Here is a 15,475-nt window from a genome sequence, read left to right on the forward strand (position 1 = left end):
CGGCCCGGCCCGGCCGTCAGCGGACCTGCGCCGGCGCTCCGGCCGTGGCCGGGGCCGACGGCCCGACGCGGGCGGGTGCGGTCTCCGCGGCGAACCGGCTCGCCCAGGTCGAGATGATCCCGAGCAGCACGAACAGACCCGCCGGGCCGTACCAGCCGAGGAGCCCGTAGAGCGCGGTGGCGACGAAGGGCAGCAGACCGGCGACGACCGCGGCCGCGTTGTAGCCCAGCGAGATGCCCGAGGACCGCACGTCGCGCGGGAACTGCTCGGAGAACCAGGACGCCTCGACCGCGAAGATCGGGTCGTGGCTGAAGAGCAGCCCGAGTGCCACCGCGACGACGACGGCGATCGCGGCACCGGTGTTGACCAGCAGGAACATCGGGACACCGAACAGGATCGTGAACACCGACCCGAACAGGAACACCGGCTTGCGCCCGATCCGGTCCGACAGCGCCCCGAAGGCCAGGTGGCTGACCAGCCCGAGCGCGGACCCGACCAGGGTGCCGATGAGCACGGTGGTCCGGTCGGTCAGCGAGGCCAGCACGACGTAGGACAGCATGAAGCTGGTGGTGATGTAGTAGCCGCCGGTCTCGGCCAGACGCAGGCCGACGATGCGCAGGACGATCCGCCAGTCGTTGCGAAGGACGTCGAGGGCGGGGGTCTTGCGGATCTCGCCGGAGGCCTTCATCGCGTCGAACTCGGGCGACTCGGCGACCCGCATCCGGATGAACATGCCGACGCCGACCATCACCGCGGAGGCCAGGAACGGCGCGCGCCACACCCAGTCGCCGGTGAACATCTGCTCGGAGAGCAGGAAGGCGCCGTTGGCCAGCAGCAGACCGGCCGGGATGCCGATCTGGGGCACCGCGCCGAAGAAGCCGCGCCGTCGTTCCGGGGCGTGCTCGACGGCCATGAGCACCGCCCCGCTCCACTCGGCCCCGAAGCCGATGCCCTGGGCGATGCGGAGCACGACGAGCAGGATCGGGGCCAGCACACCGACCTGGGCGTAGGTGGGCAGGACACCGACCAGGACGGTGGCGACGCCCATCACGACGAGCGACCACATCAGGACGCGCTTGCGTCCGAGGCGGTCGCCGTAGTGCCCGGCGAGGTAGCCGCCCAGGGGGCGGAAGACGAAGCCGATCGCCAGCGTGGCGAACGAGGCCAGGACGCCGATCAGGGCGTTGTCGGTGTGGAAGAAGACGGTGCCGAAGTAGGCGGCCGCCGCGGTGCCGTAGATGAAGAAGTCGTAGCTCTCGACGGCGGTGCCGATCATCGAGGCGACGGAGACCTTCTTCGGGTCGTCCTTGCCGGCGACGCTGCCTGCGGTCGGGGTCATCGTGCTGCTCCTGTCGGGGGTGCGGTCAGTAGGTCTCGATCACGCGCGAGTCGTCGCGATGCAGCAGCCCCGCCCGGCTCGCGCGGAGGAAGCGGTCGTGGGCCGCGGCGAGCAGCGGGGTGTCCGCGCCGGCCGTCGCGGCGGCGTCGGCGACGAGGCCGGAGTCCTTGACGAAGATGCCGACGGTGCTGGTCACCTCGACGTCGGTGGCCGCGAGCATCCGCGGGCCGCGGTCGGTGAGCATCCAGGAGCCGCCGGCCCCGCCCTCGACGAGCGAGAGCACCTCCGCCCGGTCCAGCCCGAGCCGCCCGGCCAGGGCCAGCGCCTCGGCGGCCGCGGCCAGATGCACCGAGCACAGGTGCTGGTTGACGATCTTCACGGCCTGGCCGTCGCCGGGGTCCGTGCCGACCCGCCGCACCGTGCCCATCGCGCCGAGCACCGGGGCGGCGGCGTCGACGTCGGCGGCGGGCCCGGCGGCGAACAGCGTGAGCTCCCCGGTGCGCGCGCGGGCGACGCCGCCGGTCACGGGCACGTCCAGGACGGCCGCGCCGGCCGCGGCCAGGCGCGCGGCCTGGGCCCGGACGGCGTCCGGACCGACGGTGCTCATCACGATCCAGCACCGGCCGGTGAGCCCGTCCGCGGTGGCGGCGCCGACCAGGTCGTCGAGCTGCTCGGGGGTCGCGACCATCACGACCACGACGTCGGCGGAGCCGGCCGCGGCGAGGTCGGGGACGACCGTCAGGCCGGTCCCGGCGGCCCGCTCGGCCGCGGTGGGTGCCGGGTCGACCCCGGTCACGGTGAACCCGGCGCCGACGAGACGGGCGGCCATGGGCAGGCCGATCGCGCCGACTCCGACGAACACGATGTGCATGGCGGTGTGCCTCGCTCCTCCCGGCATGCGGAGTCCCCGGGCGGGCGCCGGGGGCCCGTCCGGTGGTGTGGGTGGAGGTCAGGGCTCGCCGACGAGCGAGGACCACACCTCGAAGTGGCGGCGCATCGCGGTCCGGGCGCCCTCGCGGTCGCGCTCGCCGATCGCCTCGACGACCCCGTAGTGGACGGTGTCGACGACCCGGGTCTGGCCCGGTCCGAGCGGGGTGCGGCGGACCGCACGGCGGCGGCGCTCGACGATCTCGTCGCGCAGCGCGTGGCTGAGGCCGTCGTGCAGCATCGTGAAGATGGGGTTGTCCACGACCTGGAACAGCCTGCGGTGGAACTCCATGTCGAGCTCGGCGGCCCGGACGTCGTCGCCGCCGCCGCTGGCCGTGACCATCCGGTCCACGAGGGCGCGGAGGTCGTCGACGTCGTCGGCGGTGGCGCGCCGGGCGGCCTCCTCGGCGACCGAGAGCTCCAGCATCTCGCGCGCGGAGCGGAACTGGTCGCCGCTGAGGTGGCCGAGCTGCTGGGACAGGTCGAAGTAGACCTGGATGAACCCGGCGTCGGGCACCCGCAGGTGCGAGCCCCGGCCCTGGGTCCGCTCGACGAAGCCCATCGCCTCCAGCATGGAGAGCTGCTCGCGCAGCGCTCCCCGGCTGATGTCCAGCGAGGCGCCGAGCTCGCGCTCGGTCGGCAGCCGCAGGGTCCCGTTGCGGGGCTCCCGCGTCGCCGCACCGGCGAGCCGGTGCATCAACGCGGAGAGATCGACACCCATCGCAGGACCTCCTCGTCGTCCGGGGGCCGCCCCCGGGTCGCGACGCCGAAGGTAGGGCGCCCACTCCCACCCGTCAAGCATTGGTCGAACCTTTTGTGACGCAGCAGGCCCCCCTATCGCCAGCTTCAGCGGATTGGTACAACCTTTACCCGTGGCGCTGCGCAGAGCGGCGGCCCGACCACCGACCGGAGGTGCCCGACGATGAGCTCACCCACGATCAGCCCGCCCGACACGCGGGCGGAGCGGATCCGCGCGGCCGCGACCCGGATCCGCCACCACGCACTGACCATGGGCGAGGTCCAGGGGCAGGGCTACATCGGCCAGGCGCTCGGCGTCGCCGACGTGCTCGCCGCCTTCTACGCCCGCGGCGACGGCGAGCTGACGCTGCGCCCGCAGGAGCCGGAGTGGGACGGCCGCGACCGGTTCCTGCTGTCCGTCGGGCACTACGCGATCGCCCTCTACGCCGCCCTCGCCGAGGCCGGGACGATCGGCGAGGACGAGCTGGAGACCTACGGGTCCGACGGCTCCCGCCTCCCGATGTCGGGGATGGCGTCCTACACCCCCGGCATGGAGATCTCCGGGGGCTCGCTCGGGCACGGTCTCGGCGTCGCCTGCGGGATGGCGCTCGGCCTGCGCCACCGCGGCAACCCGGCCCGGGTGGTGAACCTGCTGTCCGACGGCGAGCTGGACGAGGGCTCCACCTGGGAGGCGGCGATGGCGTGCGCCCACCACGAGCTCGCCGCCGTGACCGCCGTCGTCGACGTCAACGGGCTGCAGGCCGACGGCCCGACCGGCGGGGTCCTGCGGACCGAGCCGGTGGCGGACAAGTGGCGCGCGTTCGGCTGGTTCACCCAGCGCGTCGACGGCAACGACGTCGACGCCCTGCTGGCCGCCCTCGACCGCATCCGCGACCACACCGGCGGCCCGTCGGTCCTGATCTGCGACACCCGCACCGGGCGCGGCGTGCCGTTCCTGGAGGAGCGCGAGAAGGCGCACTTCCTGCCGGTGGCCGCACACGAGTGGGCCGCCGCCCACGACGCACTCGAGGGGATCGCGCGATGAACACGACCACCGGACCGCGCAGGCGGCTCACCACCTCGGCGATGATCGCCTCGTTCGCCGACCCCGACCAGCGGACCGTCGGTGCACCGTTCGGACACGCGCTGAACCGGCTCGCCGACGAGCGGCCCGAGATCGTCGGCCTGTCGGCGGACCTCGCCAAGTACACCGACATGCATGTCTTCCGCGACGCCAACCCCGACCGCTTCTTCCAGATGGGCATGGCCGAGCAGGCGATGCTCGGCGCCGCCGCGGGCATGGCCGAGGTCGGCCTGGTGCCGTTCGCCTCGACCTACTCGGTGTTCGCCACCCGCCGGGCCTACGACTTCCTGTGCCTCGACATCGCCGAGCCCGGGCTGAACGTCAACGTCGTCGGCGCGCTCCCCGGGCTGACGACCGGCTACGGCCCCAGCCACCAGGCCACCGAGGACCTCGCGATCCTGCGTGCCTGCCCGAACCTCACGATCGTCGACCCGTGCGACGCGACCGACATCGAGCAGGCCGTCCCCCAGCTCGCCGACCACCCCGGCCCCACCTACCTGCGACTGCTCCGCGGCCGGGTCCCCGCCGTCCTCGACGAGTACGACTACCGCTTCGAGCTGGGCCGGGCGGCGCTGCTCCGGCCCGGGCGGGACGTCCTGTTCGTCTCGACCGGGCTGATGACCATGCGCGCGCTGCAGGCCGCGTCCCGGCTGGAGGCCGACCACGTCGACGCCGCGGTGCTGCACGTGCCGACGGTCAAGCCGCTGGACACCGAGACGATCCTGCGGGAGCTGCGGACCGACCGGCTCGTCGTCACCGCCGAGAACCACAGCGTCGTCGGCGGGCTGTCGGAGTCGGTCGCCGCGGCCGCCGCCTGGGCCGGGGTCGCGACCCGCATCCGGCCGGCGGCCCTGCCCGACGAGTTCCTCGCCGCGGGCGCGCTGCCGACCCTGCACGACCGCTACGGCCTGTCCACCGACGCGCTCTGCGCACAGGTGAAGGCCGAGCTGTAGGGCGGCGCGCTCAGCGGGGTGAGGCGCTCGCGCTCGGCGTGCTCGAGCAGCCGCCGCAGCCGCCCGGCGATCGCGTCCTTGGTCATCGGCGGGTCGGCGAGACGGCCCAGCTCCTGCAACGACAGCTCCGGGTTGCGGGCCCGCAGCAGGCCGGTGGCCAGCAGGCGCTCGGGCACCCCGGCGGGCGGGTCCTCCAGCAGCGCCTGGACGCGCAGGGTCGTCATCGCCGCGGCCTGGGAGGCGCGCTCCCGGTTGGCGTCGTGCAGCGCGCCGCTCACCGGGACCTCGCCGGTCCCGCGCCGCAGGTCGGGGGTCCACGCCCGCGCCGCGCGCGGCGCACCCATCAGGCCGAGTGCCGCCCGCACGTCGGCGGGGTCGCGGACGACGACCCGGTCGCCGTGGGTGCTGGGGCGGGTCAGCGCGGCGACGCCGAGGCGCCGGGCCGCTCCGGTGAGCGCCATCGCCGTCTCCGGGGACGGGCAGAGCAGCTCCAGCCCGGCCCGGCCGCGGCCGCCGAGCGCCCCGGCCGCCAGGAACGCGGCGCGCCAGGCCCCGGCCAGGACCGCGTCGTCGCCCGCGACGACCGGCGGCGGCAGGCCGCGCACCCAGCGGCCGGTGCTGTCGCACAGCCGGGTGCGGCGGGCCAGCTCCGGGACCCGCGCGACGACCCGGAGCGACTCGGCGGACAGCCGGACGACGGGGATCTCGAACAGGTCGGTGAGCTGCCGGGCCAGGCGCCTGACGGAGCGCGCGCACCCGGCGGGGACGTCCAGCACCGGGACCGATGCCGCCCCGACGGTCTGGCCGAGGGTCCCGGCGCAGGCGAACCGGAGGGTCGTCGCCGCCTCCGCGCGGCCGATGTCGGCCCGTGCGGGGCGGTGCCGGAACAGCTCGTCCCGGACGTCGAGGATGTCCACCTGAGGCTCCTTCGGATCCGACCGGCGTGCTCCGCCGGTGCGGGCTCGGGTCCCCCCGGCCGTCGGACGACGCCCGGACGGGGGGACGGCCGGTCCGGGACGTACCGCCCTGGCGGGGGCGACGCGCCTCGGACCGACCGGTGGCGCACGCCGGGCTCCCGGTCGGCGCGCACCACACCCCGGACAACGACCGGCCGTCGGAGGACGAGGCGGATCCGCTTGCCCGCCACGACAACCGGGCGACTGGGGACGACCGGCGCGGCGCCCGGGGCGACCGGTGGTCGGCGGACCGCCGACCGGTGACCCTGCGTGATCCCCTCCCCCGGGCCGGCCCGGACGCCCCTCGCCGGTGCGGCCCCGATCGGGTCCGTGGACGGTTGGGACCACTCCGGCCGGGTAGCGCGTCCACAGCGGGCGGGACGCCGACGGGGCCGCCGCCCGACGGTCGTCGAGCGCGGAGGTAGACCCATGGACGGACACAGCGACGACTACGCGGAGGCCGACCTGGAGGTCGGCACGCCCGAGGACCACGCCGTCGGCGCGACGGCCGTCGCGGTGTCGATGAAGCGGTCGCTGGAGCGGATGGGACCGTCCCGCACCGCGCGTACGCTGCTGAAGCTGAACCAGGCCGAGGGCTTCGACTGCACCAGCTGCGCCTGGCCGGACCCGGACCCCGGGCACCGCTCGGTGGCCGAGTTCTGTGAGAACGGCGCGAAGGCGATCGCCGAGGAGGCGACGACGCGGCGCGCGACCCCGGAGTTCTTCGCCCGCCACAGCGTCGCCGAGCTCGACGAGCGGTCGGAGTACTGGCTCGGCCAGCAGGGCCGGATCACCCATCCCATGGTCCGGCGGCCGGGCGGGACCCACTACGAGCCGATCGGCTGGGACGCGGCGTTCCGGCTGATCGGCGACGAGCTGAACGCCCTGGACGGCCCCGGTGAGGCCACCTTCTACACCTCCGGCCGGGCGTCCAACGAGGCCGCGTTCGTCTACCAGCTCTTCGCGAGGGCGTTCGGGACCAACAACCTGCCGGACTGCTCGAACATGTGCCACGAGTCGACCTCGATCGCGCTGCAGGAGTCGATCGGGATCGGCAAGGCCAGCGTGACGCTGCCCGACCTGCTCGAGGCGGACGTGATCGTCATCGCCGGGCAGAACCCGGGCACCAACCACCCGCGGATGCTGACCCAGCTCGAGCACGCCAAGCGCAACGGCGCCACCATCATCACGATCAACCCGCTGCGCGAGGCCGGGCTGATGCGGTTCAAGAACCCGCAGACCCCGACGGGCGTCCTCGGACACGGCACCGACATCTCCGACCTCCACCTGCCGGTCCGGGTCAACGGCGACCTCGCGCTGTTCCAGGCCATCGGCTCACTGCTCGTCGAGTGGGACGCCCTGGACCACGAGTTCCTCGACCGGCACACCAGCGGCTTCGACGCCTGGCGCGACCACGTCGCCTCGATCGACCGCGACGCCGTCACCCGGTCCACCGGGCTGTCCTGGGCCGACATCACCCGGGCCGCGGCCCTGTTGCGGGACTCGCGCAAGACCGTCTTCTGCTGGGCGATGGGTCTGACCCAGCACCGCAACGGCGTCGCGACGATCAAGGAGGTCGTCAACGTCGCCCTGGCCCAGGGCAACATGGGCCGTGCGGGCGGCGGGCTGTTCCCGGTCCGCGGCCACTCCAACGTCCAGGGCGACCGGACGATGGGCATCTGGGAGCGCGTCCCGGACTCCTTCCTCGACGCCCTGCAGGCCGAGTTCGCGTTCGACCCGCCCCGCGAGCACGGCTTCGACACCGTCGACAGCATCCGGGCCATGCGTGACCGGAAGGTCAAGGTCTTCGTCGGCCTCGGCGGCAACTTCCTGCAGGCCGCACCGGACACCGACGTCACGACCGCGGCGCTGACCGGCACCCGGCTGACCGTGCAGATCTCGACGAAGATCAACCGGTCGCACCTGCACGGCGGCCGGACCGCGCTGATCCTGCCCACCCTGGGCCGGACCGAGCGCGACGTCCAGGAGTCCGGACCGCAGTTCGTCTCGGTCGAGGACTCCACGTGCTCCGTGCACTCGTCCCGCGGCCCGCTGCCGCCGGCGAGCCCGCACCTGCGCTCGGAGGTCGCGATCCTCACCGGGATCGCCGAGGCCACCCTGGGCGACCGGTACGGCATCGACTGGGCGGCGATGCGCGGGGACTACCGCCGCATCCGCGACCACATCTCCCGCGTCGTGACCGGCTGCGAGAGCTACGAGGTGAACGTCCGTCGCCCCGGTGGGTTCGTGCTGCCGCACCCGCCGCGGGACTCGCGGACCTTCGAGACCGGGTCCGGGCGCGGCGAGTTCGCGGTGTCGCCGATCGAGGTCCTCGAGGTGCCCGACGGGCACCTGCTGCTCCAGACCCTGCGCAGCCACGACCAGTTCAACACCACCATCTACGGCCTGTCGGACCGCTACCGCGGCATCGAGGGCGGGCGCCGGGTCGTGTTCTGCCACCGCGAGGACATCGCCGCGCTCGGGTACTCCGAGGGCGACCACGTGGACCTGATCACGCGCTGGGAGGGCGACGAGCACACCCGCTGCGCCCCCGGCTTCCGCCTGGTCGCCTACGACGTCCCGCGGGGCACCGCGGCGGCGTACTACCCGGAGACGAACCCGCTGGTGCCGCTCGACGCCACCGCGCTGAAGAGCAACCAGCCGGCGTCGAAGTCGGTGGTGGTCCGGCTCGGCGTCGCCGGGAGCGAGGAGTGCAACCCGCAGGGCGCCCAGGGTGCGGTCGGCGACGACAACAGCCACAAGTCCCGGCCGGAGGTGTCGCACGTGTCCTGACCGCCACCGGGGCGCCGGGCCTCACCAGGGGACGACCGCGCCGGTGTGGTCGAGGAACTGCAGGCCGCCGTCGTGCGCGTGGCCCACCAGGACCTCGGCCACCCCGCGCGCACTCTCCGCGACGGTCAGCCGGGCCCCGGGGCCGCCCAGCTCGGTCTGCACCCACCCCGGGTGCAGGAGCAGCAGGGTGCGCGGGTCCCCGGCCGTCCGGGCGGCGTAGCTGCGCATGAGCTGGTTGAGCGCGGACTTGCTCGCCCGGTAGACCTCGTGCCCGCCCCGGGTGTTGAACCCGATGCTGCCCTGCCGCGACGACATGACCCCGATCGTGCCGGTGGGCGGGACCAGCGGGGCGAGCCCCTCGACGACCCGCATCGGGCTCAGCGCGTTGGTCACCATGACCTCGACGAACACCTCGGTGGGCACCTGCGCGGCCGGCACGTCGGCGTCGGTGATGCCGGCGTTGACGAACAGCAGGTCGATCCGGCGGTCGCCGAGCCGCTCGCGCAGCGCGTCGATCTGCCCGGTGTCGGTGATGTCGAGGTGCTCGACGGTCACCCGCCCGGTCCGGTCGGCGAGTGCCGCGAGGGCCTCCGGGGTCTCACCACGCACGGTGGCGACGACGTCGAACCCCCGCTCGGCGAGTTCGCCCGCCAGGGCGAGCCCGAGTGAGCGCGAGGCCCCGACGACGAGTGCGGTGCGGTCGGTCATGTCTGCTCCTGGGTGTCGGTGCGGGGGTCGCCGGCGAGCCCGTTCTCGATCCGGCGCAGCAGGACGACGGCCGTGTCGATCCCCGCGGGGTCGTCGGCGACCCCGGCGAGCAGCTCGCTCCAGATGCGACGCAGCTCGCGCAGGTTCTGCTCGGCGCGGTCGGTCGGGTACAGGCGGACCCGGCGCGCGTCGTCGGGGTCGGACACGCGCCGCACCAGGCCCTTGGCCTCGAGGTTGCGTAGCGCCCGGCTGGTGTTGCTGGAGATCAGCCGGGTCGCCCGGGCGACGGCACCGGCGGTGATGCCCGGCTCGCGGTCGATCACGCGCATCACCGCGCTCTCCAGCGGGGTCCAGCTCTGCCCGGCGAACGCGGGCTCCTTCGACGCGTGGATGAGCCTGCCGACCGCGAGGATGCGGTCGGCCAGCTCGAACAGCCGGGTCTCCTGGTCGTCGTCCACCCCATCACCGTAGCTGAAAAACTGTCAGACGACAGGTATCAGGCGACAGTATTCGGGTCCGGGAACATCCGCGTCGCGATGGCGTCGTCGCCGGCCGGGACCCGGTCGAGGCCGACCATCCGGTCGACGACCATGTTCTGGAAGCGGTGGACGGGCTCCTCGAAGCGGAAGCACATCCGGCCGCCGCGGAAGGCCGGGTCCGCCAGGCCCTGCTGGACCCGCTCGACGATGTCCAGGTCCTGGCGGTTGACCAGGTCCCAGAACGCCTCGAGCTGGTCGAGCCCCGCACGGCCGGCCTCGTCGTCGACGAACTCGGGGTGGGTGAGCAGCACCGCGGTCTCCTCCGTCCGGTCGGCGGCCACCGGGCGGTTGAGCAGCACGAAGGCGTGGTTGGGCAGGACCACCAGCGCGCAGCTGGGGAACAGCCACACGAAGCGGCCGCTGTCCGCGTCGTCGGGGCCGAGCGTGCTCAGCGGCGCCGGGCCGTCCCAGCCGCCGGCCTCGGTGTTGCGCGACACCGGGGTGGTGCACATGCCGGTGTACATCCCGGGGCCCTGCCAGCGGTAGTGGTCGGAGAACCGCGAGACCCGGTTCAGCTCGGGGTGCACCCAGGGCAGGTGGTAGTACTCCATGAAGTTCTCGCCGACGAGCTTGTAGTTGGCCGCGACGTCGTAGCGGCGGCGCCGGCGGGGCGTCCAGGTCTCCAGCCGGTGGCCGGCGAACCGCGCGGGCAGGTCACCGAGCTGCTCGCGCAGCGGGCCCGGGTCGCGGCCGAGGTGCACGAACAGCAGGAACCCCCAGCTGTCGACGGCGACGGGGAGCAGCCCCTGGTCGGCGCGGTCGAAGCCGGTGGCGACCGAGGTGTCGAACACGGGCTCCTGCCCGGCCGGGACGTCGGAGCCCTCGAACAGCGGGGTGCCCAGGCACGAGCCGTCGGTGTCGTAGGTCCAGCTGTGGTACGGACAGCGGATGCGGCCGCGCCTGCCGACCTCGCGGGCGTCGGCGTCGAGCAGCCGGGTGGCGCGGTGGCGGCAGACGTTGTGGAAGGCGCGCAGCTCACCGTGCCGGTTGCGGGTGACGATCACCGACCGCCCGGCGACCTCGACGACGACGCAGGCCCCGTGCCGGTCGACGTCGGCGGTGAGGCCGACCGCGACCCAGCCGGTCGCGAACACCCGCTCCCGTTCGAGGGCGAAGAACTCCGGCGAGGTGTAGGCGTCGGGCAGCAGGGTCGACGCCAGGTCCACCGGGAGCCGGGTGTGCCGGTAGGTGGCCTCGTCGCCGAACGTGGCGGGGTCGACCGGCCGGGCGGGCAGGGCGTCGTGGTGGGCGGGCGCCGGGCCCGGGGTGACCGGGAGGTCGATGCTCACGGGGTCTCCTCTCGTCGCGGGGCGGACGGGCTCAGGTGTGGAAGCTGCGCGGGAAGGCGGGGTCGGTCAGCGCGGGCCGGGTGACGGAGAAGGCGTCGACCGGGTGCGCCGGCTCCTTGCCGAGCGCGAGATCGGTGAGCAGCCCACCGATCAGTGCGGCGAACTTGTACGCGTGCCCCGCCCCGATGGCGACGACGATCTGCGGGGTGCCGGGCAGGGTGTCGAGGACGAAGTCCTGGTCCGGCGGGACGGTGTAGAGGCAGGTCCTCGAGTACAGCTCCGGACCGCGGAACCGCGGCAGGTGCCGGGCGAGGAAGGCGTCGTAGCGCTCGCGGCGGACCGGGTCGGGGTCGAACGAGCGGCCGTCGGCGGTGGTCTCCTCGCCGCCCATGTGCTGGCCGAGCTTGGTCGCGACCTCGCCGTACACCGGGAAGCCGTAGAAGTTGTGCTCGCCGTGCCACATGAACACCGGGAAGCGGCCGGGCGAGAACTCGGCCAGGTGCGGGGTCGCGTAGTAGGTGACCTGCTCGCGCAGCACGGTCAGCGGCAGCCGCAGCCCGACCCCGGCGAGCAGCTGGTTGGTCCAGGCGTCGGCGGCCAGCACGACGCGGTCGGCGTGCAGGGTGCCCCCGTCGGTGACGACCGCGACCCCGCCGCCGTCGGCCCGGACCGACCGGACCGGGGTGTGCGGGCGGACCTCGGCGCCGTGCGCCCGGGCCAGCGCGACGTGCACAGCGTTCGCCCGCGCGGCGTCGACGATGCCGGATTCATCCTGGTAGAGGGCCTGCTCACCGCCGGAGGTCCGGAACTGGGGCCAGCGCCCGGTGAGGGCGTCGGCGTCGAGCAGCTCGTAGCCGACGCCGTAGCGGTCGAACAGCGCGGTGTAGCCCTCGATGTTGCGGGTGCCGGTCGCGGTGCCCGCGCGGGCGACCCGGTCCTCGATCACCAGCCCGCCGGTGCGGGTGACGAGCCGCTGGCCGGACTCCTCCTCGACGGCGGCCCACGCCCGGTAGGCGGGTGCGGCCAGGGCGGCGTAGGCGTCCTGGTGCTGGGCGAGCCGGATGATCCGCGAGTGGTCCTGGGAGGCGCCCCGGTGGTGCCCGAGCGCGAACTGCTCCAGGCCCAGGACCCCCGGGCCGAGCTCGGTGGCGAGCCGGTGCAGCGCGGCCGAGCCGAGCCCTCCGAGGCCGATGACGATCGCGCGGTACGCACCCATCCGTCGTGCTCCTGCCGTTCCGCGGTGTGCTGACGACGACAGGGTGGGCGCGGAGAACCGTTCAGGTCCATCACGGATTCGGACCCGGAATCTTGTACGTTCCGCGAATGATCGACCGGAGGCTGCGGGTCCTGGCCGCGATCGCCCGGCACGGGACGGTGACCGCGGCGGCCGAGGTGTGCCGGATGACGCCGTCGTCGGCGTCGCACCAGATGCAGGCACTGGCCCGCGAGCTCGGGGTGACGCTGCTCGAACCCGACGGACGACGGGTGCGCCTGACCGCCGCGGCGCGGACCCTGCTGGCGCACGGCGAGACGCTGCGGGCGCAGTGGGAACGGGCGCAGGCCGACCTGGCGGCCCACCGCGACGGCGACACCGGCGGGGCGCTGCGGTTCTCCGGGTTCTCCACCGCGGCGGCGGCCGTCGTGCCGGAGGTGCTGGGACGGCTGCGCGCCGCCCACCCCGGGTGGGAGCTGCAGCTGCGGGAGTGCGAGCCGGCGCGGGCGTTCGACCTGCTCGCCGCGGGTGACACCGACATCGTGGTGGTCGTCGCGACGTCGCGTCTCCCGCCGGTGACCGACCCGGCGTTCGACCAGCGGACCCTGTTCGACGAGCCGCTGGACCTGCTGGTCGGCCCGGACCACCCGCTGGTCGGGCGCGCGGACGTGGCGCTGGCCGACACGGCCGCGGAGCGGTGGATCTGCAGCAACCCGGGACGGGCCTACCACCAGCTCGTGACGATGGCCTGCGCCGGCGCGGGGTTCGCGCCCGACATCGCCCACCACGCCGACGAGTGGGACACCGGCGCCGCGCTCGTCTCCCGCGGGTTCGGCGTCGCGCTGGTCCCCCGCCTGGCCGACGTCCCGGCCCGCCACGAGACCCGGCGGATCCGGATCGGCACGCCGCCGGTGCCGATCCGCCGGGTGGTCGCCGCGGTCCGGGCCGGTGCGCGGCACCGGCCCGCGGTGGCCGCCGGGCTGGCGACCCTGGACGAGGTGTGCCGGGAGCTGGCCGACCGGCTCGCCGCAACCTGACCGCCGGGCCCCGACCGACGACGCCTTTGCCGTTCCAGCAACGATACTTGCCGATAATCACGAGTGGGTCGCACGCTGAGCTGCATGAACCTCTCCTACGACGTCATCGTGGTCGGCGGCGGCTCCGCCGGACTCTCCGGGGCGCTCCTGCTCGCCCGGGCCCGGTGGCGGGTGCTGGTGCTCGACGACGGCACCCCGCGCAACGCCCCCGCCGACGGCGTGCACAACTGGCTCACCCGCGACGGTCTGCCGCCGGCCGAGATCGCCCGGATCGGCCGGGAGGAGGTGCGCGGCTACGGCGGCGTCGTCCGCGACGCCCGGGTGACCGGCGCGCGCCTCCTGCCCGACGGCGGGTTCGCCGTCACCACCGCCGACGGTGCCGAGGTCACCGGTCGCAAGCTCCTGGTCACCACCGGTCTGACCGACGAGCTCCCGGCGGTCGGCGGCCTCGCCGCGCGCTGGGGGGCCGACGTCTTCGCCTGCCCGTTCTGCCACGCGTGGGAGCACCGCGACACACGGATCGGGGTGCTGTCCACCGGCCCGCACGACCTGGTGAAGGCGCATCTCGCCACCCGCTGGAGCGACGACGTCACCCTGTTCCTGCACACCGGACCCGAGCCCGACGACGAGCAGTGGGACGGGTTCGCCGCCTGCGGCATCTCGGTCGTCGACGGCGAGGTGACCGCGGTGGAGACCGGGCCCGGAGGGCTCTCCGGGCTCCGCCTGGGGTCGGGGCAGGTCATCGGGATCGACGCGCTGACGGTCTCGCCGCGGTCCGTCGCGCGGGGCGGGTTCCTCGCCGCGCTCGGGCCGGCGGCCGTCGCCCACCCGTCGGGGCTCGGCGACCACGTCCCCGCCGGTCCGATGGGCGCCACCACGGTGCCCGGGCTGTGGGTCGCCGGGAACGTCACGGACCCGATGGCGACCGTGCCGGCCGCCGTCGCCGCGGGCGCGGCCGCGGGTGCCGGGATCACCCGGGAGCTGCTGGACGAGGACGTCGCGCTCGCCCGCCGGGCGGCCGTCCCCGCCCGGTGACCGGGGGCGCGCCCGTCCCGGCCGGCACGGGGCGGGTGCGCGTCGTCGCCCGAGCGGGACCCCGCCCGCGGGGCCGGGATGGGACGGTGGGCGGGTGCAGATCGGAGCCGGCTGGCCGACCGTCCTCGCCGTCGTCGCGCTGACCGCGATCGCCGCCCTGGCCGCCCGCGTCGGGGGCACCGGCACCGCACGGATGTCGGTGTGGGCGGCGGTCCGCGCCGTGGTCCAGCTCGCCGTGGTCGCCGGGGTCATCGTGTTCGTCGTCCGGCACTGGTGGGCGACCGCGGCGTTCGTCGTCCTCATGCTCGCCGCCGCCACCGTGACCTCGGCACGACGGATGACCCGCCGCCGACGGGGGCTGCTCGCGGGCGTCGCCATCCTCGCCGGCACCGCCCCCGTGCTCGCCGTCGTCCTCGCCACCGGCGCGGTACCCCTCACCGGCGTCGCCGTGGTCCCCGTCGCCGGCATCGTCATCGGCGGCGCCATGACCGCCACCTCGCTCGCGGGCCGCCGGGCGCTGGCCCAGCTCACCGACCGCCACGGCGAGTACGAGGCCGCCCTCGCACTCGGGCTCCTCCCCCGCGACGCCGCCGTCCTGGTCATCCGCTCCGCCGCCCACGACGCCCTGGTCCCCGCCCTCGACCAGACCCGCACCGTCGGGCTGGTCACCCTGCCCGGGGCCTTCGTCGGCGTCCTGCTCGGCAGCGGCGACCCCGTCCGGGCCGCCGTCGCCCAGATCCTCGTCCTCGTCGGGCTCCTCGCCGCCGAGACCGTCGCCGCGCTGGTGACCGTCGAGCTCGTCGCCCGGCAGCGGATCGTGCGCGACCCGCCCCACGACCGGGCGCCCGCGTGAACGGCGCCGTC

At 74.7% G+C, this 15,475-nt stretch carries 14 protein-coding genes; 6 read left to right on the forward strand and 8 right to left on the reverse strand.

Features of this window, described 5'->3' with window-relative positions; genetic code table 11:
* Positions 1 to 16 precede the first annotated feature (16 nt).
* The 3 genes from DMP17_RS39240 to DMP17_RS39250 all read right to left on the reverse strand — a co-directional run bounded on the left by DMP17_RS39240 (position 17) and on the right by DMP17_RS39250 (position 2,987).
* Positions 17 to 1,339, reverse strand: coding sequence for an MFS transporter (locus DMP17_RS39240; RefSeq protein ID WP_337832170.1), 1,323 nt, complete (start codon positions 1,337 to 1,339; stop codon positions 17 to 19).
* A 25-nt stretch (positions 1,340 to 1,364) separates the two neighbouring features.
* Positions 1,365 to 2,210, reverse strand: coding sequence for an NAD(P)-dependent oxidoreductase (locus DMP17_RS39245; RefSeq protein ID WP_337832171.1), 846 nt, complete (start codon positions 2,208 to 2,210; stop codon positions 1,365 to 1,367).
* 78 nt (positions 2,211 to 2,288) lie between these two features.
* Complete coding sequence (locus tag DMP17_RS39250) at positions 2,289 to 2,987, reverse strand: FadR/GntR family transcriptional regulator (RefSeq protein WP_226350353.1); 699 nt, start codon at positions 2,985 to 2,987, stop codon at positions 2,289 to 2,291.
* 201 nt (positions 2,988 to 3,188) lie between these two features.
* Between DMP17_RS39250 and DMP17_RS39255 the strand changes: the two genes are divergently transcribed.
* Both DMP17_RS39255 and DMP17_RS39260 read left to right on the forward strand, forming a co-directional pair.
* On the forward strand, positions 3,189 to 4,049 hold the full coding sequence (locus DMP17_RS39255; RefSeq protein ID WP_226350352.1) for a transketolase: 861 nt from the start codon (positions 3,189 to 3,191) through the stop codon (positions 4,047 to 4,049).
* Positions 4,046 to 5,041, forward strand: a complete 996-nt coding sequence (locus DMP17_RS39260) for a transketolase family protein (protein WP_226366576.1) — start codon at positions 4,046 to 4,048, stop codon at positions 5,039 to 5,041. The genes DMP17_RS39255 and DMP17_RS39260 overlap by 4 nt, the downstream gene beginning before the upstream one ends.
* Here DMP17_RS39260 and whiA read toward each other — a convergent pair.
* Entirely contained in the window at positions 4,990 to 5,958 is a 969-nt protein-coding gene (gene whiA, locus DMP17_RS39265; RefSeq protein WP_337832172.1) for a DNA-binding protein WhiA, read from the reverse strand. The genes DMP17_RS39260 and whiA overlap by 52 nt on opposite strands.
* 468 nt (positions 5,959 to 6,426) lie before the next feature.
* Between whiA and DMP17_RS39270 the strand changes: the two genes are divergently transcribed.
* Positions 6,427 to 8,790, forward strand: a complete 2,364-nt coding sequence (locus tag DMP17_RS39270; RefSeq protein WP_337832173.1) for an FdhF/YdeP family oxidoreductase — start codon at positions 6,427 to 6,429, stop codon at positions 8,788 to 8,790.
* A gap of 21 nt (positions 8,791 to 8,811) precedes the next feature.
* Here the strand turns inward: DMP17_RS39270 and DMP17_RS39275 are convergent, their stop codons facing one another.
* The 4 genes from DMP17_RS39275 to solA are packed head-to-tail and all read right to left on the reverse strand — an operon-like array spanning position 8,812 to position 12,542.
* The gene (locus tag DMP17_RS39275; protein WP_337832174.1) at positions 8,812 to 9,498 is read right to left on the reverse strand and encodes an SDR family oxidoreductase; all 687 of its coding nucleotides are present in this window, start codon (positions 9,496 to 9,498) and stop codon (positions 8,812 to 8,814) included.
* On the reverse strand, positions 9,495 to 9,956 hold the full coding sequence (locus tag DMP17_RS39280) for a MarR family winged helix-turn-helix transcriptional regulator (protein ID WP_226366579.1): 462 nt from the start codon (positions 9,954 to 9,956) through the stop codon (positions 9,495 to 9,497). The genes DMP17_RS39275 and DMP17_RS39280 overlap by 4 nt, the downstream gene beginning before the upstream one ends.
* A gap of 38 nt (positions 9,957 to 9,994) precedes the next feature.
* Positions 9,995 to 11,326 (reverse strand): aromatic ring-hydroxylating oxygenase subunit alpha, encoded by a 1,332-nt coding sequence (locus DMP17_RS39285; RefSeq protein WP_337832175.1) that lies wholly within the window; start codon positions 11,324 to 11,326, stop codon positions 9,995 to 9,997.
* A gap of 31 nt (positions 11,327 to 11,357) precedes the next feature.
* A complete protein-coding gene (solA, locus tag DMP17_RS39290) occupies positions 11,358 to 12,542 on the reverse strand; it encodes an N-methyl-L-tryptophan oxidase (RefSeq protein ID WP_337832176.1) in 1,185 nt (394 codons plus the stop codon).
* 107 nt (positions 12,543 to 12,649) lie between these two features.
* Here solA and DMP17_RS39295 point away from each other — a divergent pair, with 107 nt between their 5' ends.
* The 3 genes from DMP17_RS39295 to DMP17_RS39305 all read left to right on the forward strand — a co-directional run bounded on the left by DMP17_RS39295 (position 12,650) and on the right by DMP17_RS39305 (position 15,464).
* On the forward strand, positions 12,650 to 13,576 hold the full coding sequence (locus DMP17_RS39295; RefSeq protein ID WP_337832177.1) for a LysR substrate-binding domain-containing protein: 927 nt from the start codon (positions 12,650 to 12,652) through the stop codon (positions 13,574 to 13,576).
* 84 nt (positions 13,577 to 13,660) lie between these two features.
* On the forward strand, positions 13,661 to 14,611 hold the full coding sequence (locus DMP17_RS39300) for an NAD(P)/FAD-dependent oxidoreductase (protein WP_337832178.1): 951 nt from the start codon (positions 13,661 to 13,663) through the stop codon (positions 14,609 to 14,611).
* A 100-nt stretch (positions 14,612 to 14,711) separates the two neighbouring features.
* Positions 14,712 to 15,464, forward strand: coding sequence for an ABC transporter permease (locus tag DMP17_RS39305; protein WP_226350642.1), 753 nt, complete (start codon positions 14,712 to 14,714; stop codon positions 15,462 to 15,464).
* Positions 15,465 to 15,475 lie beyond the last annotated feature (11 nt).

The sequence above is a fragment of the Pseudonocardia sp. TMWB2A genome (assembly GCF_017312135.1).

What these genes read in the sequence shown, in the direction of transcription:
- DMP17_RS39245 (WP_337832171.1), bottom strand. Translation starts at nt 2,210, where the DNA reads ATGCACATCGTGTTCGTCGGAGTCGGCGCGATCGGCCTGCCCATGGCC.
- DMP17_RS39250 (WP_226350353.1), bottom strand. Translation starts at nt 2,987, where the DNA reads ATGGGTGTCGATCTCTCCGCGTTGATGCACCGGCTCGCCGGTGCGGCG.
- solA (WP_337832176.1), bottom strand. Translation starts at nt 12,542, where the DNA reads ATGGGTGCGTACCGCGCGATCGTCATCGGCCTCGGAGGGCTCGGCTCG.
- DMP17_RS39295 (WP_337832177.1), top strand. Translation starts at nt 12,650, where the DNA reads ATGATCGACCGGAGGCTGCGGGTCCTGGCCGCGATCGCCCGGCACGGG.
- DMP17_RS39270 (WP_337832173.1), top strand. Translation starts at nt 6,427, where the DNA reads ATGGACGGACACAGCGACGACTACGCGGAGGCCGACCTGGAGGTCGGC.
- DMP17_RS39255 (WP_226350352.1), top strand. Translation starts at nt 3,189, where the DNA reads ATGAGCTCACCCACGATCAGCCCGCCCGACACGCGGGCGGAGCGGATC.
- DMP17_RS39260 (WP_226366576.1), top strand. Translation starts at nt 4,046, where the DNA reads ATGAACACGACCACCGGACCGCGCAGGCGGCTCACCACCTCGGCGATG.
- DMP17_RS39275 (WP_337832174.1), bottom strand. Translation starts at nt 9,498, where the DNA reads ATGACCGACCGCACCGCACTCGTCGTCGGGGCCTCGCGCTCACTCGGG.
- DMP17_RS39300 (WP_337832178.1), top strand. Translation starts at nt 13,661, where the DNA reads ATGAACCTCTCCTACGACGTCATCGTGGTCGGCGGCGGCTCCGCCGGA.
- DMP17_RS39240 (WP_337832170.1), bottom strand. Translation starts at nt 1,339, where the DNA reads ATGACCCCGACCGCAGGCAGCGTCGCCGGCAAGGACGACCCGAAGAAG.